16 protein-coding genes are annotated in these 17,982 nt (G+C 68.2%); 10 read left to right on the top strand and 6 right to left on the bottom strand.

The features are described from left to right. Positions 1-93: 93 nt before the first annotated feature. Positions 94-2,733 carry a TonB-dependent receptor gene (locus V3B64_RS12595; protein ID WP_329914212.1) on the bottom strand — a complete coding sequence of 880 codons (2,640 nt, stop codon included), beginning with the start codon at positions 2,731-2,733 and terminating at the stop codon, positions 94-96. A 192-nt stretch (positions 2,734-2,925) separates the two neighbouring features. On the opposite strand from V3B64_RS12595, the gene queD reads away from it, so the two are divergent. Continuing rightward, positions 2,926-3,288: a 6-carboxytetrahydropterin synthase QueD gene (queD, locus tag V3B64_RS12590; RefSeq protein WP_005407953.1), complete on the top strand. Its 363-nt coding sequence runs from the start codon at positions 2,926-2,928 to the stop codon at positions 3,286-3,288. Between the two features lie 117 nt (positions 3,289-3,405). After that, complete coding sequence (locus V3B64_RS12585) at positions 3,406-3,753, top strand: phasin family protein (RefSeq protein ID WP_100437947.1); 348 nt, start codon at positions 3,406-3,408, stop codon at positions 3,751-3,753. A gap of 448 nt (positions 3,754-4,201) precedes the next feature. Here the strand turns inward: V3B64_RS12585 and asnB are convergent, their stop codons facing one another. Next, positions 4,202-6,103: an asparagine synthase (glutamine-hydrolyzing) gene (gene asnB, locus V3B64_RS12580; RefSeq protein WP_121504809.1), complete on the bottom strand. Its 1,902-nt coding sequence runs from the start codon at positions 6,101-6,103 to the stop codon at positions 4,202-4,204. A gap of 350 nt (positions 6,104-6,453) precedes the next feature. On the opposite strand from asnB, the gene V3B64_RS12575 reads away from it, so the two are divergent. Continuing rightward, positions 6,454-7,143 (top strand): winged helix-turn-helix domain-containing protein, encoded by a 690-nt coding sequence (locus V3B64_RS12575; protein WP_010484092.1) that lies wholly within the window; start codon positions 6,454-6,456, stop codon positions 7,141-7,143. Then, positions 7,140-8,486 (top strand): ATP-binding protein, encoded by a 1,347-nt coding sequence (locus tag V3B64_RS12570; protein ID WP_121504808.1) that lies wholly within the window; start codon positions 7,140-7,142, stop codon positions 8,484-8,486. The genes V3B64_RS12575 and V3B64_RS12570 overlap by 4 nt, the downstream gene beginning before the upstream one ends. Here the strand turns inward: V3B64_RS12570 and V3B64_RS12565 are convergent. Further along, the gene (locus V3B64_RS12565) at positions 8,483-9,952 is read right to left on the bottom strand and encodes a HAMP domain-containing sensor histidine kinase (RefSeq protein ID WP_121504807.1); all 1,470 of its coding nucleotides are present in this window, start codon (positions 9,950-9,952) and stop codon (positions 8,483-8,485) included. The genes V3B64_RS12570 and V3B64_RS12565 overlap by 4 nt on opposite strands. After that, positions 9,949-10,668: a response regulator transcription factor gene (locus V3B64_RS12560; protein WP_014035866.1), complete on the bottom strand. Its 720-nt coding sequence runs from the start codon at positions 10,666-10,668 to the stop codon at positions 9,949-9,951. The genes V3B64_RS12565 and V3B64_RS12560 overlap by 4 nt, the downstream gene beginning before the upstream one ends. 144 nt (positions 10,669-10,812) lie before the next feature. On the opposite strand from V3B64_RS12560, the gene msrB reads away from it, so the two are divergent. The 4 genes from msrB to V3B64_RS12540 all read left to right on the top strand — a co-directional run bounded on the left by msrB (position 10,813) and on the right by V3B64_RS12540 (position 15,562). Beyond that, the gene (gene msrB, locus V3B64_RS12555) at positions 10,813-11,385 is read left to right on the top strand and encodes a peptide-methionine (R)-S-oxide reductase MsrB (RefSeq protein ID WP_049424854.1); all 573 of its coding nucleotides are present in this window, start codon (positions 10,813-10,815) and stop codon (positions 11,383-11,385) included. A 2-nt stretch (positions 11,386-11,387) separates the two neighbouring features. Beyond that, the gene (locus tag V3B64_RS12550; RefSeq protein ID WP_329914211.1) at positions 11,388-13,157 is read left to right on the top strand and encodes a cytochrome c biogenesis protein DipZ; all 1,770 of its coding nucleotides are present in this window, start codon (positions 11,388-11,390) and stop codon (positions 13,155-13,157) included. Between the two features lie 14 nt (positions 13,158-13,171). Beyond that, the gene (gene msrA / locus V3B64_RS12545; RefSeq protein WP_121504805.1) at positions 13,172-13,909 is read left to right on the top strand and encodes a peptide-methionine (S)-S-oxide reductase MsrA; all 738 of its coding nucleotides are present in this window, start codon (positions 13,172-13,174) and stop codon (positions 13,907-13,909) included. Between the two features lie 204 nt (positions 13,910-14,113). Then, on the top strand, positions 14,114-15,562 hold the full coding sequence (locus V3B64_RS12540) for a PLP-dependent aminotransferase family protein (RefSeq protein ID WP_121504804.1): 1,449 nt from the start codon (positions 14,114-14,116) through the stop codon (positions 15,560-15,562). A 75-nt stretch (positions 15,563-15,637) separates the two neighbouring features. Here the strand turns inward: V3B64_RS12540 and bioD are convergent, their stop codons facing one another. Next, entirely contained in the window at positions 15,638-16,321 is a 684-nt protein-coding gene (bioD, locus tag V3B64_RS12535) for a dethiobiotin synthase (protein WP_134951882.1), read from the bottom strand. Between the two features lie 68 nt (positions 16,322-16,389). Between bioD and V3B64_RS12530 the strand changes: the two genes are divergently transcribed. Both V3B64_RS12530 and V3B64_RS12525 read left to right on the top strand, forming a co-directional pair. After that, positions 16,390-16,872 (top strand): GAF domain-containing protein, encoded by a 483-nt coding sequence (locus tag V3B64_RS12530; RefSeq protein WP_005407940.1) that lies wholly within the window; start codon positions 16,390-16,392, stop codon positions 16,870-16,872. After that, positions 16,869-17,231 (top strand): TfoX/Sxy family protein, encoded by a 363-nt coding sequence (locus V3B64_RS12525; protein WP_329914210.1) that lies wholly within the window; start codon positions 16,869-16,871, stop codon positions 17,229-17,231. The genes V3B64_RS12530 and V3B64_RS12525 overlap by 4 nt, the downstream gene beginning before the upstream one ends. Positions 17,232-17,322: 91 nt before the next feature. Here V3B64_RS12525 and V3B64_RS12520 read toward each other — a convergent pair whose 3' ends face one another. Further along, the gene (locus V3B64_RS12520; RefSeq protein ID WP_032128728.1) at positions 17,323-17,901 is read right to left on the bottom strand and encodes a histidine phosphatase family protein; all 579 of its coding nucleotides are present in this window, start codon (positions 17,899-17,901) and stop codon (positions 17,323-17,325) included. Between the last annotated feature and the right edge of the window lie 81 nt (positions 17,902-17,982).

The raw sequence follows: 17,982 nt of genomic DNA, 5'->3' as shown, positions 1-17,982 counted from the left end.
CCCCCCGTGGCACGGACCCGAGGACGCCCCTGCCACACACCGGCAGACAGTCGCGCGGCCGGTCCCTTCAGGTGACCGGCCGCGGCGGATGGATCAGAAGCGGTAATCGAAGCCCAGCGTGAAGTAGCGGCCACGCAGGTCGTACTGGCTGAAGTCGTACGGCGCGCGGATGCCCGGGAACGAGGCGTCGTACGGCGGCGTCTTGTCGGCCAGGTTCTGCACCTTGGCGTACATGGTCAGCTTGTCGATGCCGGTGTAGGCCAGGTACAGGTCGTACTGGCTGTAGCTGCCGACACGCTGCTGCACGGCCTTGGCGGCGGTACTGGCTTCCTGGCGGTAGCTGCTGGTGTAGTACCAGGTCACGGCTGCGTTGAAGTCGCCGTACTTCCAGTCCAGCGTGGTGGTGGCCTTGTCCTTGGGCAGTGTTGCGCCCAGGTTGCTGCCGGCGTAGTCCACCAGTGGGCCGCCGACCACGGTCGGGCGACGGTAGTCGCGCACGTGGGTGTAGGCCGAGGACACGGTGAAGTCACCCAGCGCAGCGGTCGGGATGCGCTGGCGCAGCTCGACGTCGATGCCCGAGGTCTTCAGCTCGCTCAGGTTCTGGTAGCGGTTGTAGACCGCCTGCAGCTTGCCGCGCTCATCGCGCTGCACGGCGCCGGCCACGTTGTCGTTGACCAGGGTCTGGGTGTTGTTGGTGCCGACCAGGTTGTCCAGCTGGATGCGGTAGTAGTCCACGCTCAGGTTGGTGTTGGCCCACGGCGACAGCACCACGCCGAAGTTCACGCTCTTGGTGCGCTCGGGCTTCAGTTCGTTGTTGCCGACGGTGAAGAAGGTCGGGTTCTGCCGCGAGCCCGGCACGTCCGGGTCACGCGGATCGACCACGCTGCCGTAGGCGATGCTGGTGCTGTTGGAGTTCTCCGACAGCGACGGCGCACGGAAGCCCTTCGACGCCGAGGCACGCACCAGCAGGAAGTCGAGCGGCTGCCAGCGCAGGCCGATCTTCGGCGAGAACGCATCGCCGAAATCATCGTAGTGATCGGCGCGCGCGGCAGCGGACAGCTCCAGCGTCGATGCCAGCGGCACGTTCACTTCGGCGTAGGCCGCACTGACCTGGCGTTTGCCGTGCACTTCGGCGATGGCCGGGCGCACCTGCAGGCCGGCGTCGATCTGCCACGGGTTGTTGGAATCGAGCTTCTCGCGGCGCCACTCGGCACCGGCGGCGAATCCGATCTCGCCGGCCCAGGTATGGCCCAGGCTGCCGGAAATCTTCGCATCGATGCCCTGCAGCTTGGACTCGGCCGGACGCAGCGTGGCGATGTTGATCGAGTCGCGCACCGACTGCGGCGTGGCGGCCGGGTTCAGCAGGTTGTAGCTGCCGGTGGCCAGCGCATCGGCCAGCGCCCAGCGGTTGGCGAAGCCACCAGAGACGCTCTCGCGCTCGCTGCTGCGCGCGCCGAACGCTGCGACTTCCCAGTCCCACTTCGCGGTGGTGCCACGCAGGCCGAGCACGCCGCGGTAAGCGGTGGAGCGATTGGTCTTGAGGGTGCCGCCCAGGTCGAAGAAGGTGTACTCGATCGGGATCGCACGGCCGTACGGGTTGTACGGGTTGCTGGCCGGCAGCAGCGACGACACCGGCTCGGCCAGGCCACTGTCCGCGTTCAGTGCGAAGCGGCCGCTCTCCAGAGTGAAGAACGGGCTGCTGCCAAACCATGCGGTGCTCTTGATCTGGCTGTACAGCACTTCGCCGAAGGCTTCGACGTTGTCGTTCAGGCGGAAGGTGCCATTGGCATAGGCCTGGTAGCGCTTGGTCGAAGGGATCAGCGTGGTGAACGGCGCCTGGTTGAAGCCGCAGGTATCACCGGCCAGGCCGTCGATCGGCGCGCTGGCAACACGGGTGGTACCGGTCGGGCAGTTGCCGTTGGCATCGAGCATCGGCACCGACACGCCGTTGACCAGGTAGCGCGCGCCCTTGGCCGACCAGCCGTTCCAGCGGCCGCCGGGCTTGTCGGTGTAGATGCCGCTCTTTGTCAGGTTGCGTTCGTCCTGATCCAGGCGTTCGCGGTTGTAGCCCTGCAGGCTGAAGAGGATGTTGTAGCCATCGGTATCGAGATCACCGAGGCCGCCGACGAACTTCAGGTTCTGCTCGTGCAGGCCGCCCTGGTCGGCGCCGCCGAAGCTGCCGCCGATCTCGGCGCCTTCGAAGTTCTGCCGGGTGATGATGTTGACCACACCGGCCACGGCGTCGGAGCCGTAGACCGCCGAGGCGCCATCCTTGAGCACTTCGATGCGTTCGACCGCGACCAGCGGAAGCGCGTTGAGATCAACAAAGGTGTCGGACAGGCCACCGGCCGGGAAGCCGTAGTTGGCCAGGCGACGGCCGTTGAGCAGCACCAGCGTGTTCTTCTGCGACAGGCCACGCAGGCCGATGCCGGCCGAGCCGGAGGCCCAGCCGTTGTTGGTGGTTTCGTTGCTGGCGTTGCCGGTGTTCGCCGAGATCGAGCGCAGCACATCGGCCACGGTGGCCTTGCCGGTCTGTTCCAGCTGCTGGCGGCCAATCACCTGCACCGGGTTGGAGGCCTCGGTATCGGTGCGCTTGATGTTGGAACCGGTGACGCGCACGGCAGCCAGGGTGCTGGCTTCGCCACTGGCGTCGGCGGAGGTTTCGGCGGCGGCGGACAAAGGCGCGGCCAGAGCGACGGCCAGGGCCGCCACGAGCAGGGTGTGCTTGGGCATGACGATGTGGGGGAGGTGGTAAGGGCGACGAAGTTCCGCAGTAGTCCATGCCTGGCCGGGGTCCGGCCAATAACATCTCTTCATACGGATATAAGAGAAACTATCATCTCTTCATCCGGATGGAAAGACTTGCTTCACGAAAGTCCAACATCCGCTCAGGCTGGCCGGCCACCTGCGGCGTACAATCGCGTCATGGAAATCTTCAAAGTCTTCATGCTCGAGGCGGCGCACCGCCTCCCCAACGTGCCGCCGGGGCACAAGTGCGCGCGCCTGCACGGCCACTCGTTCCGGGTGGAACTGAAGGTCGAGGGCGAGCCGGGTGCGCAGACCGGCTGGATCATGGATTTCGGCGACGTGAAGGCGGCCTTCCAGCCGATCTACGACCGCCTGGACCATCACTACCTCAATGACATCCCCGGCCTGGAGAACCCGACCAGCGAGAACCTGGCGGTGTGGATCTGGAACGAGCTCAAGCCGAGCCTGCCGGCGCTGAGCGAGATCACCGTGCACGAAACCTGCACCTCGGGTTGCCGTTACCGCGGCCCGACGGCCTGATCAACCCATTGATCTGAAAGGTGTTTCAAAGGCGCCGTGGGCGCCTTTGTTATTTTTGTTGCATTGCCGCATCAACGGCGTATGCTGCACTGCGTCAAGCCACTCCCTGATGCCCCCATGGCCACCGCCTTCAGCGATCGCTTCAGTGATGCCACCCGCCAGCTCGCCGCCGCGGCAACGCGCGCGAACCGGTTGGCGTTGGAGAACGCGGAAAGCATGTTCGGGGTGCAGCTGAAGGCGATGGAGCGCAACCTGACCGCGACCGGCGGCTGGCTCGGCGAGCTGGCCCGCAGTGACGACGCGGCCGGGGTGCTCAACAAGGGCGCACAGCTGTGGCAGGACAACCTGCAGCGGCTCGGCCAGGCCCAGCAGGACGTGGTCGGGCTCGGCCTGCAGGCCGGCAAGGCCTGGTCCGAACTGGTGCAGGGCTACAACGAATCAACGGCGGACGCGAACAACCACTGACGCGACGCAACGCTCATTGCGTGGGTCCCTCCCCCCACGCAATCCGGACCCGGCAGATCCCTCCCTCTGCCGGGTCTTTTTTTGCCTGGCGTCTGGATTGAAGAGCGCTTCTTCGCCTGGATTCCCTGCGAGCTGAGGGGCCCCGCCGGGGCAGGCAGGGGGCTGGGCAAATGTCCCCCGGCGCCGGCCGTTGGCCGTCACCTCCTCCTTTACTTTGCCCAGACCCCTGCCCCCCCCGACGAGGCTCGGCGTGCGGTGAGGAGAGCGCAACGCGCGCGGGCGACTTTCAAGGAGGCGCCGACGAACTCCGAACGCAGGGCGGATGCCCTTGCGTGCGAAGTAAAGGGGGAGGCGACGGCCACAGGCCGGCGCCGGAGGACATTCGCACGCAAGGGCATCCGCCCTGCGCCGCACAGATTGAACCCGCCACACGCGATGCAGAAACCGCTCAGCGCCCGCGACCACCGTGCCAATGCTGGTGCCACGCCTGGAACATCAGCACGTTCCACAGGTGCGTGTGCCACTTGCGCTCGCCACGCAGGAACGCCTCCCAGATACCGCGCACGCGCGCAACATCGAAACACCCCTGGTTGCGCAACAGCTGCGGGTCCAGCAGCGCCTCCGCCCAATCGCGCAGCGGGCCCGCCAGCCAACGCGCCATCGGCGGGCCAAAACCGCGCTTGGGGCGGTACACCAGCGGTTCCGGCAGGTAGCGCGCCAGCAGGTGCTTGAGGATCCGCTTGTGCTCACCGTCGTGGTACTTCAGGTGCTGCGGCAGGCGCCAGGCCAGGCGCACCACTTCCATGTCCAGCAACGGCGCACGCGTCTCCACGCCCGCCGCCATGCCCGCACGATCGACCTTGGCGAGGATGCCCTCGGCCAGATCCATGCGGAAATCCAACAGCTGGATGCGCGCCTCGGCCGGCAGCGCGGTGTCCTGCTGCTGGAAGATCGTCATCGGCTCACGTGCGCCCAGCACCACCTGCGCCGGCTGCCGCCAGCGGGTGACACGTTGCAGGTAATGCCCTTCCACATCGTTGGCGGCAACCTCGGCCACCAGCGCACGCCAACCGCCCAGGCGGCCACGTTCGACGTTCATGCGGTTGCCACTGCGTCGCGCCAGATCACGCACCCAGTCCGGCAGGCCACCGCACAGCCGTGCATTGCGCAGCGCCCGGCCATAGCTGGGATGACCGAAGAACAGTTCATCGCCACCGTCGCCGGTCAGCGCCACCGGCTTGCGCGCGCCCAGCAGTTCGCTGGCCAACAGGGTCGGCAGCTGCGAGGCGTCGGCGAACGGTTCGCACCAGACCTGCGGCAGGCGCTGCAGCAGGTCCAGGCCCTGGCGCGCATCCATCCGGTGCAGATGGTGCTGCACGCCCAAGTGGCGAGCGACCTGCGAGGCCCAATCGCTTTCGTCGTGGCCGGGATCGTCGAAGCCGACCGTCCAGGCCTCGATCGGCAGCGTCGACTGCGCCTGCATCATCGCGGTCACCAGCGACGAGTCGGTGCCGCCGGACAGGAACGCACCGCAGGCCAGCGGCGAATGCATGCGTGCCGCGATCGCCTTCTGCAACACCACTTCCAGCTGGTCGGTGGCCTGTTCCAGGCTCGGCGCCGGCTGCAGGGGTTCCTGCAGCGCACTCTGCATCGCATCGCGTGCGCACCAGTAGCGCGCGCCCCCTTCCGCCGCCTGGCTGGAACCGCCGGCAGCGTGGTCATCCAGATCGACGCGCAGCACTGCGCCGGCCACCAGCTTGTGGATGCCCCGGTAGATGGTGTGCGGCGCCGGCACATAGTCGTGGCGCAGCAGCAGGCTCAGCGCATCCTGGTCGATGCTCGGCGCGAAACCGGCGAAGGCCTGCAGCGCCTTCATTTCCGAGGCGAACAGGAACTGGCCCTGGAACCAGCCGTAATACAGCGGCCGCTCGCCCACCGGATCACGCGCCAGCCACAACGCTCGCGACTCACGGTCCCAGACGCTGAAACCGAAGGCGCCCTCGATGCGCGACAGCGCCCGCTCTACGCCCCATTCAACGATCGCCTGCAGCAGCAGCCGGGCGTCACTGCAGCTGCGTGGCAGCTCGCGCAGCTGCGCCTGCAGGTCGGCGCGGTTGTACAGGCGGCCGTCCAGGCACAACACGTAACGGCCGCAGTCCGAGCTCAGCGGCTGCAGCGGGGTATCGGTCGGCGCCCGGCAGTGACCCAGCGCCAGGCCGGCCTCGGCGTCGGTCCAGTAACCGATGCGGCCCCGGCCACGCTGCTGCAGGGCGCGCAGCATCGGCGCCAGCTGCTGCAGCAGATGTTCGTCCTCGGCGGGCGGCAACCAGGCCCCGACCACGCCGCTCATCGGGCACCTCCGCAGCGGCAGCGGCGGGACGGGTTCAGCAGGCAGGGGGCGGCGAGCGACATGGGAACGGCACGCGGAGCGGAGGAGACTCCATGCTCGGCGCCCCACCTGCCCCGCGTCAGTCGCTTTGCTGTCAGCGATGGTCACCAGACGTATCACGAAGGTAACGTTTTGTAACGGCAACAAGCTATGCTGGACGTCAAGTTGTTGCCAGGCCTGAGGCCCGGCCCGAGCGCCAGCAACCCCGGCTGAATGGCGCCCGCCCCCGGGACCCGGGCGGCCCGCAGGCTGGGATAGCATCGCCGCGCTCGTGCCGTGGCGGTACGTTTGCGCCCACGGAGGCCTTGAAAATGCTGGATATCGTACTGGTTGAAGACGATGCCCGCCTGGGTACGATGGTCAGCGACTATCTGCAGCGGCATGGCTATCAGGTAGCCCATGAGCGCAGTGGTGAGCGCGCGGTGGCCCGGATCCTGGCCGAGAAGCCGGCCCTGGTCCTGCTCGATGTCGGCCTGCCCGACCAGGATGGTTTCGAAGTGTGTCGGCAGATCCGGCCCCACTATGACGGCATCATCTGTGTGCTGACCGCCCGCACCGACAACATCGACCAGGTGCTGGGACTGGAGCTGGGGGCCGACGATTACATCGGTAAACCCATCGAACCGCGGGTGCTGCTCGCCCGCCTGCGTGCCCACCTGCGCCGCCATCGCCGGGTCGAACCGCGCGACGGCAGCCTGCGCTTCGGCGAGCTGAACATCGACCCGTCCACCCGCAACGTGCACCTGCAGGGCGGCCTGCTGGAGCTGACCACGGCCGAGTTCGACCTGCTGTTCCTGCTGGCCAGCAACGCCGGCCAGATCCTGGACCGCGATGCGCTGCTGCGCGGCCTGCGTGGCATCGCCTTTGACGGCCTGGACCGTTCGATCGATGCGCGCATCTCGCGCCTGCGCCGCAAGCTGGGCGACAACCCTGAACAACCGGAGCGGATCAAGACCGTCCGTGGACGCGGCTACCTGTTCAGCCGCTCGGCATGGGGATGAAGCGCACGCACTCGGCGATGCGCGGCCACGCCTTCCACTTCCTGCGCTACGGCATCGGCTTCCTGGTCGCCCACCTGCTGCTGATCGTGCTGGGCCTGTGGGCCTGGGATGCGCTGCTGGAAGACCGCACCGAAGCCAGCCTGCTGGCCGAGATGCGTGGCACCCATGCGCTGCTGCAGCAACGCTTCGCGGAAACACCACGTGACCAGTGGCCGGCGCTGGCACGAGGGCTCGACGCCGACTTCGCCTATGCCCTGCGAATGGTGCCGCTGGCCGAGGCGGAGAAAGCGCTGTCGGCCAGCCAGCGACCGCCGTTCAACAACGGCCGTGTGCAGATCGACCTGGAACACATGCGCAGCCTGCAGCGGATCGGCGACAGCGACTATGCCGTGATGCTGGGGCCACTGGATGAAGCGTTGCCTGAGGAAGGCTGGCAGGACAGCGAAGTGTCCGGCGTGGCGATCCTGCTGCTGATCCTGATGGTGGCCGTGGCGCTGCCGATGTATGTAATGGTCTACCGCCTGTGGCGCGATGTGTCGCAGCTGGCACAGGCGGCGCGGCAGATGCGCGACGGCCAGCTGGATACGCGTGCGCCGCGTGCCGGCACCGCGCTGGTGCGGCCGCTGGCCAATGCCTTCAACCACATGGCCGAGCAGCTGCAGCAGCTGCTGGAGAGCCAGCGCGTGCTGGCGCAGGCGGTCGCGCATGAAGTGCGCACGCCGTTGGCGCGGATGCGCTTCGGCCTGGCCGACCTGGAGGACACCGCACTCGACGAGATCCAGCGCGATGCGCTGGGTGGCCTGCGCACCGACGTCGATCGCCTGCAGCACCTCACCGATGCCGGCGTCGAGTACGCCGCGCTGGGCCGCTGCCATCAGCTGACCCGCCAGCGCCTGCAGCTGGCGGCACTGGTCCGTGGCGTGGTGGCCCAGTTCGCACCGCTGCCGCTGCCGGTACAGCAGGCGCTGTCGCCAGCAGGCCTGGTCAACGTCAACCGGCATATGCTGGAACTGGCGCTGCGCAACCTGCTCGGCAATGCCCTGCGTTACGCACGGCGGCAGATCCGTATCGCCAGCACGGTCAACGACGGCTGGCTGTGCCTGCAGGTGGAGGACGACGGCCCCGGCATCGCGCCCGAACTGCGCGGCCAGGTGCTGCAACCCTATGTGCGGCTGGACCCGGGCAGCCCCGGTTTCGGTCTCGGCCTGGCACTGGTGCAGGTGGTGGCCGACAAGCATGGCGGCCACGTTGAAGTGACCGATTCGGAGCTGGGCGGTGCCTGCATCCGCCTGCACCTGCCGCTGGAAAGCGGCGGTGCCGTGGAGAGCGAGACGACCTGCTAGACCGCCGGTTCCGCGCGCGGCAGGGCAAACACGAACAGCGCGCCCTGCTCACTGTCGCGCAGTTCGATGCGGCGGCCATGCAGCTGCACGATGCGCTGCACGATCAGCAGGCCCAGCCCGCCGTTATCGCCGCGCCGCGCGCCCAGCGCGGCCGGCGCCTGGAACAGCTGCGCACGCAACGCGGGAGCTACTCCGGGGCCATCGTCGGCAACGCTCACCTCAACGCTGTCCTGCGTCGCGCGCAGGCGCACCTCGATCTGGCCACCCTCGGGCGCATGCCGCAACGCGTTGTCGAGCAGATTGGTCAGCACGCGCTCGACCAGGCCCAGGTCGGCACGTACCAGCGGCAGGCCGGGCGGGAACGCGGCGTGCAGGTGCTGGTTGCGCGCCTGCGCGGCCAGCTCGAACTTCTGCAGTACGTCCTGCAGCAGTTCCGGCAGCGCGAACACTTCCCACTCCAGACGCACTTCGCCATGCTCCAGCCGCGCCAGCTCGAACAGCGCGCGCGCCAGCCGACCAACCTTGGCGCTCTGCGCCAGCGCGATACCGAGGTAACGGCGGCGCTCGTCCGGGGACAGCGTGGCGTCCTTCAGCGCCAGCGTTTCCAGGTAGCCGTGCAGCGACGACAACGGCGTGCGCAGATCATGCGAGATGTTGGCCACCAGTTCGCGCCGCTGCAGGTCCTGCTGGCGCAGCTGCTGCCATTGCTCCCCCAGGCGCTGCGCCATCTGCGCATGCGCGTGTTCCAGGATCACCAGTTCATCGCGCTCACCGGGCCGCAGTGGCTCCGGCGGCGGCAGTGGGGTCGGCGCGTCGATGTCGAACGCCTGGATGCGTCGGGTCAGGCGCCGCAGCGGACGCGTCACCCAGTAGAACGCCACCAGCCCGGCAAACAGGCCGAGGCCCCCCACCAGCACGACTGACCACAGCGTGGTGTTCCATTGGCTGCCCGCGGCAAGATCGTCGGCGAGCATCTGCCGGTGCTCGCCGACCAGCACCACGTATACATAGCCGGCCGGCCGGCCCTGCACGATCAATGGTGCGGCGCTGAACACCTTGCGGCCATCGGCGCTGCGCGGGTCATCGCCGAGGATCGGCAGTGGCGCACCAGCCAGCAGGCGGCGCAGCGGTGCCACGTCCACCTTGTTTCGCACCAGATGACCACTGGGCGCATCGTGACCGAGGATGCGGCCCTGGTCGTCCAGCAGGTAGACCTCGACGCTGGGATTGACCGCCATCAGCTGGCCGAACAGCGCACGCACCGCCGCATCGCGCATGCCGCTGGTGTCCATCAGTTCGCTGCGCTGGGCGATGTGTTCGGCCAGGCCCAGCGACAGCCGCTGCACCACTTCCTGCTCATGGCGGGTGTTGGCGCGCATCTGCAGTGCCAGCAACGCCATGCAGCACATCAGCATCAGCGCGGCGATCACCACCGCCAGCTTCTGCCACAGGTTGGGCTTGATCATGCCGCCGCCCCGGCCGGATCGACCAGCTTGTAGCCGCGTCCCCACACCGTCAGCAATCGCCGCGGGTTCGCCGGGTCGGGTTCGATCTTGCTGCGCAGGCGGTTGATGTGGGTGTTGACCGTATGCTCGTAGCCATCGTGCTGGTAGCCCCAGACCTGGTTGAGCAGTTCCATGCGCGCGAACACCTGGTCCGGATGACGGGCGAAGAACAACAGCAGATCGAACTCGCGCGGCGTCAGCTCCAGCGCGTTGCCATCCACCGAGGCGGTACGCGCGACCGGATCGAGTTGCAGCCCACCCAGCTCGATCGCGCCGGCATCGATGCGCGCGCTCTGCGCCATCGCCTCGGCGCGGCGCAGCAGCGCGCGCACCCGTGCCACCAGTTCCGGCATCGAAAAAGGTTTTGCCAGGTAATCGTCCGCGCCGAGTTCCAGGCCGACGATGCGCTGCGTTTCGCTGCCACGTGCACTGATGATGATGATCGGTACATAGCGCGCCATCGCGCGTGCACGCTGGCACACCTGCAGCCCATCCACGCCGGGCAGCATCACGTCCAGCACCAGTGCATCCCACGGGCCGTCCTGCTCGAGCAGGCGCAGGCCGGCATCGCCGCTGGCGGCATGGGCGACGTCGTAACCCTCATCGCCCAGATGCATGCGCAGCAGGTCGGCGATGTGGGCATCGTCTTCAACGATCAGCACGCGTTTGGTGGACATCGGCAGCTCGGGGCCAGTGGGGAGGCTGGCTGCATTGTGGCGCGGGACGGCCGCCGATACCTCACGAAAAATTGAATCCTGCGTGAGGATTCGTTGACCCGGGCGGGCGCAGCATGGCCCCGTCGCCCCTTCCCGGAGTCCGCCATGTCCCTCTCCCGCCGCCATCTGCTGGGCCTGGGCGGTGTTGCCACCGCCGCCGGCCTGCTCGGCCTGGGGGCCTGCAGCCGCGCCGCCCCGGCCGCCGCCGAAGCGCGTCCGTCGCGACAGTTCGAGGTCATGCGCAGCGATGCTCAGTGGCGCCAGCAGCTGACCCCGGCGCAGTACGCGGTGCTGCGCCAGCAGGCCACCGAGCGCCCGTACAGCAGCCCGCTCAACAAGGAACATCGGCAGGGCACCTTCGCTTGCGCCGGCTGTGCACTGCCGCTGTTCTCCTCGTCCACCAAGTTCGAGAGCGGCACCGGCTGGCCCAGCTTCTGGGCACCGCTGCACAACGCCATCGGCGAAGACCGCGACGTCACCTTCGGGATGCTGCGGGTGGAGGTGCATTGCCGCCGCTGCGGCGGCCATCTCGGCCATGTGTTCAACGATGGGCCACGCCCGACCGGGCTGCGCTACTGCATGAACGGTGCGGCGATGGTGTTCGTTCCCGGTGCCACTGATGGCACTGCCGACGGCTGGCGGGTGCCGGTCGGTTCTTCCCCTGCTTCCGGAGCCTGACGATGCTGCTGTTGCTGCTTGCCTACCTCGGGGGCGCGCTGACCCTGCTCAGCCCCTGCATCCTGCCGGTGCTGCCGTTCGTGTTCGCGCGTGCCGATCGCCCGTTCCTGCGCAGCACGCTGCCGTTGCTGCTGGGCATGGCGCTCACCTTCACCGTGGTCGCCAGCCTGGCCGCGGTGGGCAGCCAATGGGTGGCGCAGGCCAACCAGGTTGGACGCTGGATCGCCCTGCTGCTGATGGCGTTGTTCGCGGTCGCCCTGCTCTGGCCGCGGCTGGCCGACCATCTGCTGGCGCCGTTCCAGCGTGTGGGTGCACGCCTGAGCGCGCGTGCCGATGCCGCTGATGCCGCGGGGCACGGCGGCGCGTGGACCTCGCTGCTGATCGGCATCGCCACCGGCCTGCTGTGGGCACCGTGCGCCGGGCCGATCCTCGGCCTGGTGCTGACCGGTGCTGCCCTGCATGGCGCCAGCGTCGGTACCAGCACCCTGCTGCTTGCCTATGCATCGGGTGCGATCACCGCGCTGGCGCTGGCGGTGTGGGTCGGCGGCCGCGTGTTCCGTGCGCTGCAGGCGCGGCTCGGCCTGGGTGACGTACTGCGCAAGGTGCTGGGCGTAGCCGCACTGCTGGCCGTCGTAGCGATCGGCCTCGGCTGGGATACCGGCCTGCTGACCCGTCTTTCGACGGTCAGCACCGCGCGCATCGAGCAAAGCCTGCTGGACGCAGTACCCGGCGCGCAGCCGGCGGCACCACCGATGATGATGATGGCCGGCGCCAATGCAGGTGCCGATGCACCGCTGCCGGTGGAAGGCACCCTGCCCGCGCTGGACGGTGCCACCGGCTGGCTCAACAGCCCGCCGCTGAGTGCACAGCAGCTGCGCGGCAAGGTGGTGCTGGTCGATTTCTGGACGTACTCCTGCATCAACTGCCTGCGCGCGATGCCGTTCGTGCACGAATGGGAACACCGCTACCGCGACCACGGCCTGGTGGTGGTCGGCGTGCACACGCCGGAATTCGCCTTCGAACGTGACCCACGCAACGTGATGAAGGCGGTGCAGCAGCTGAAGGTCGAGTACCCGGTGGCGCTCGACAACCAGTACACGATCTGGCGCGCGTTCAACAACCGCTACTGGCCGGCGCAGTACTTCGTCGACGCGCAGGGCAATATCCGCGGCCACCAGTTCGGCGAGGGCAACTATGCGCGCTCGGAACAGATGATCCGTCGCCTGCTGACCGAAGCCGGGCAGACCAACCTGCCACCACCGGCCGATCCGGCTGCCGCCGACCTGAAGGGCGTGGCCGTGCAGGCCGACATGGGCAACCTGCGTTCGCCGGAAACCTACCTGGGCCACGCCCGCGCCGAGCAGTTCGCCTCGCCCGGCGGGCAGCGCAGCGACACCGCGTTCGACTACACGCTGCCCACCACTCTGGCGTTGAACCAATGGGGACTGTCCGGGCGCTGGACCGTCACCGACGAGGCCGCACAGCTGCAGCAGGCCGGTGGCCGCATCGCATTCCAGTTCCACGCACGTGACCTGCACCTGGTGCTGGCACCGAACGAGGACGGCAAGCCAGTGCGCTTCCGCGTCTGGCTGGATGGCAAGCCGCTGCCTGCCGCCGATGCCGGCAGCGATGTCGGCGCCGATGGCAGCGGCGTGGTCAACGAACACCGCCTGTACCAGCTGGTGCGCCAGCACGGCGCGGTCGGCCCGCATCGCTTCGAGATCGAATTTCTCGATGCGGGCGTGCAGGCCTATGCCTTCACCTTCGGTTGAAACGGGAGCACACGATGAAACTCTCTTTTGAACAAGGTATCGCCGCCGGTGTCGCCGGCTTGGTAGCTACTGCATTGATCGCTGGCGTGCTGCTGGTCGACCACGGCGCAGTCGCGGCACCGCTGGAAGCCAGCGCGCAGGCCAAGGCACTACCGGCGCCCAGCGGCGACGCCGCGTTCCGCGATGACGCCACCCATGCCAGCGTGGTGTTCGCCGGCGGTTGCTTCTGGGGCGTGCAGGGCGTGTTCCAGCACGTCAAAGGCGTGAGCAATGCGGTGTCCGGCTACATCGGTGGCAGCGCGGCCAATGCGCGCTATGAGCGCGTCAGCGGTGGCCAGACCGGTCATGCCGAGGCGGTGAAGATCGACTACGACCCGCGCCAGGTCAGCTATGGCCAGCTGATGCAGGTGTTCTTCTCGGTGGTGCACGACCCGACCCAGCTCAATCGGCAGGGGCCGGACCAGGGCAGCCAGTACCGCTCGGCGATCTTCAGTGATGACGCACGCCAGCAGGCGGCCAGCCGCGCCTACATCGCCCAGCTCGGCCAGGCCGGCAGCTACCGCGCACCGATCGTCACCCAGCTGGTCAGCGGCCAGCGCTTCTACCCGGCCGAGAGCTACCACCAGAACTACATGACGAACTACCCGCAGGCGGCCTACATCCGCTACTACGACGCACCGAAGCTGGCCGCACTGGGCAAGCAGTTCCCGGCGCTGTACCGGCGCGACGCGGCACTGGTGCCGATGCGGTAACGACCCGGGTAGTGCCGGCCGCTGGCCGGCTCCTGCGGATCTGGGGATCGCCGGCCAGCGGCCGGTACCACCTCCAAAAAAAGACGCACGGCCATCCAGCCGTGCGCTTGGGAAGTATCGGCCGTGCCCCGATCAGGCCCGTCCGACAACGACATGCTAGGCTCGCCATCATCATGGGTACAGAACCAGATGGTGGGAAGTTCGATGGATACAGATGACCAGAGCGCGATGATCCCACCCCGCTACCAACGGCTGTCCGACGAACTGGCCGAGGCCATCCACGGCGGACGTCTCCCGGTCGGCAGCCGCCTGCCTTCACTGCGGCAGATGGCCCTGCAGCGAAGGCTCAGCCTGAACACGGTGATCGCGGCCTATCGCCAGCTGGAGGACGCCGGCCTGGTCATTCCGCGGCCCAAGGCCGGCTTCGAGGTGGCGCCGCGATTGTCGGTGCCGGAACGTTCGTTGCGCGACACGCCGTCTGCGCCCACCGCGCCGCTGCAGCAGGTGTTGATGGCGCGCGTGCTGGAGGCACAACGTCGCTCCGGAGTGATCGACCTGGCCTTCGCCGGTCCGCGCGGTCGCCAGTTCTATCCGGGCGCGCAGCTGGCCCGGCATACCGCGCAGGTGCTGCGCCACGGCCAGCAGACAGTGGAAACCTACGCGCGCCCAAACGGCTCCCCCAGGCTGCTGGCGCAGATCGTGCGTCGCGGTCCACGCATGGGCCTGCACACCCATAGCGAGCGGCTGCTGCTGACCCACGGCGCGATGGAGGCCCTGCAGCTGGCGTTGCGCGCGGTCACCCAGCCCGGCGACGCGGTCGGCATCGAGGCGCCGTCCTACTTCAACCTCTACCCCTTGCTGGCCAACCTCGGCCTGCAGGCCATCGAGCTGCCCACCCACCCGCAGCACGGGCTGGATGTCGACGCATTGGATGCGCTGCTGGAGCACACGCCGCTGGCCGCACTGGTGGTGATGCCCACCGTGCACAATCCGCTGGGCTGCACCATGCCGACACCCGCCAAGCAACGCCTGGCCGAACTGGTCAACGCACGGCAACTGCCGCTGATCGAGGATGCGGTGTACGCCGAGCTGCAGTTCTGCGAACCGCCGGCGCCCTTGCTGAAGGCCTTCGATCGCGATGGCTGGGTGATGGTGGTCGGTGGGTTCTCCAAGACACTGGCGCCGGATTACCGTATCGGCTGGCTGGATGGCGGCCGCTTCGCCGAGCGCATCGCGCTGCTGAAATTCCAGTCCACCGGTGGCGAGCCTCAACTGCTCGGCGATGCGGTGGCGGCGTATCTGGAAGCCGGAAGCTACGAGCATCACCTGCATCGCATGCGCCGGCTGTACCGCGAACAGGTGGGACGGCTGCGCCAGCTGGTGGCCGAACACTTCCCGGCCGGCACCCGTGCCACCGAGCCGCAGGGCGGCTTCCTGCTGTGGCTCGAACTGCCGGGCGTGGATACGCGTGAGCTGTTCGAGCGTGCGCTGGCAGAGGACATCGTGTTCATGCCCGGCCAGGTGTATTCACGTGGTGCGCGCTATCGCCACTGCCTGCGGCTGTCGTGCTGCCAGACGCTGGATGCGCGCTTCATCGGTGCGGTGGAGCGGCTCGGTGCGATCGCGAAGGAGCTGGCGGCTGCGGCACGGTAACGCCGGTCGCTGGCCGGCAACCTCGGGATCGCCGGGTGGATGCAGTTGCCGGCCAGCGGCCGGCACTACCCAGGGTCACTCGAGCAGGTACGCGCTCAGTGCTTCGCCATCCGCTCCCGGCAGATACGGCAGCCGCCCCCAGCACGGCATCGGCAGGCGCTGCTGCAACGTCGCGATGTTCTCATCCTGGCGCTGCATCACCGGGTCGATGTGGTTGCCGATCCAGCCCAGGCACTCCACGCCGCTGGCCTGCAGCGACTGCGCAGTCAGCCGTGCGTGGTTGACGCAGCCCAGCCGCATGCCGACCACAAGTACTACCGGCAGATGCAATGCACGCACCAGGTCAAGCTGGTCCAGCGTGGTCGAGACCGGCGCCAGCCAACCGCCAACACCCTCCACCACCACGACATCGGCCTGCGCACGCAGACGTTCGAACGCGGCCACGATCGGTGCCAGCTCCACCTGCACGCCATCCTCGGCAGCGGCCAGCTCCGGCGCCAGCGGTTGCCGCAGCGCGTACGGATTCAGGTCGGCATAGTCCGGCACCGGCCAACTGGCCGCCTGCAGCGCCAGCGCGTCCTCGTTGCGCAGGCCCTGCCCCAGATCCTCACTGCCACTGGCCACCGGCTTCATGCCGACTGCACGCAGGCCGCGCCGGCGCAGTGCATGCAGCAGCGCGGTGCTGGCCGCGGTCTTGCCGATCTCGGTATCGGTGCCGGTGACGAACAGGGCAGGCGGCAGCGTGGCGGGCAACGGCATCGATAAGCTCCAGCGGGGCAACAGAGCCTGCATTATCGCCGGCCCGGCGCGCTTGCTAGACTGCGGGCATGTTCGCCAATGCCTCGCTTACCGGCAGCAAGCCGGAACAATACGCCCAGCTGCTGGAACAGGCCCGCGGCCTGGTCTACGCCGAGTCCGACCGCATCGCCAACGCGGCCAACCTCTCCGCACTGGTCTATCACGCTCTGCCCGACCTGAACTGGGTGGGCTTCTACCTGTACGACGGCAAGGAACTGGTGGTCGGCCCGTTCCAGGGCCTGCCGGCCTGCGTGCGCATCCCGCTGGACAAGGGCGTGTGCGGTGCCGCCGCCAGCCAGCGCGTGACCCAGCGCGTGGAGGACGTCGATGCCTTCCCCGGCCACATCGCCTGCGATTCGGCCTCGCGTTCGGAACTGGTGGTGCCACTGCTGCGCGGCGATGAACTGATCGGCGTGTTCGACATCGACAGCCCGAAAGTCGGCCGCTTCGATGCCGACGACCAGGCCGGCCTGGAAGCCATCGCCCGCGTGTTCGTCGAGGCGCTGGGATGAGCGCACCGAAGCTGCGCAACATCGGCCCGAAGAGTGCGGCGTGGCTGCGTCAGGTCGGCCTGCGCAGCCGCGAGGATCTGGTTGCGATCGGCGCGGTCGGTGCCTTCGTCAAGGTCAAGCGCGCCGGCTTCAAGCCCAGCCTGAACCTGCTCTATTCACTGGAAGGCGCGCTGCTGGACTGCCATTGGCAGGAACTGAGCGAGCCGCAGCGTGAGGCGCTGGTGCAGGATTACGAAGCGCGCATCGCTGCGCATCCGCTGAAGGCGGCCGGCCCCGCTTCGGGCCCGGTGCATGAGCAGCACTTCGATGCTGACGACGACGCTGAGGACAGCGTGGCCGAGCGCGCGGACGAGGATTGAGGCCTCCGCGTTCCTGGGGATGCCGGCCAGCGGCCGGCACTACCACTGTGATGCGGGATCGGTAGCGCCGGGTCATGCCCGGCGAGTGCGGTCAGGGCTGCTGCAGCTCCAGCAGTTCGCCCACCAGCCCGACCTCGCCGCGCTCCAGCCACACCCGCAGGCGTGTGCCGTGGTCAATACGCAGGGCCCAGCATAGCGACATCGGCAGGCCGCAGACCTGTGACAGCACCATGCGCAGCGGGCCGCCGTGGCTGACCACCAGCGTCGGCACCGGATCGTCATCATCCAGCAGGCGATCCAGCGCGCGCGCGATGCGCCGCTCGAAGTGGCCCCAGCTTTCGCCGTTCGGCGGCGGGAATGCATGCGGGTCGGCATGGAAGGCCGCCAATGCGTCCTCCGGCAGGTCGAACAGCGACTGCCCGTCCCAATCGCCGAAATCCAGCTCTTCCCATTCCTCGTCCGCTTCCACGTCCAGCCCGCGCGGCGTGGCCAGGGCCATCGCCGTGTGCAGCGAGCGCAGCCGCGGCGAACTGATCACCCGCTCCCAGGGCTGCGCAGCGTAGGCGTCGACCAGTTCCTGCGGCAGGCGGGCCAGCTGCGGTGGATCGCTGCGGCCATCGAGGAACTCATCGCGACCGTTGCCGGCATGGCGGACCAGGTCGAGGATCATGCGTGCGTCCTGTACAGGCAACGCGGGAACAGCGGAAAACGGGCGGACATCGGCAACGGCACCACGGGATCGAGGGACCAT

This window comes from Stenotrophomonas sp. SMYL86 (assembly GCF_036320025.1).
Classification (GTDB): domain Bacteria; phylum Pseudomonadota; class Gammaproteobacteria; order Xanthomonadales; family Xanthomonadaceae; genus Stenotrophomonas; species Stenotrophomonas maltophilia_A.
Note: the sequence above shows the minus strand (reverse complement) of the source record. Positions and strands in the feature narration are given on the sequence as shown.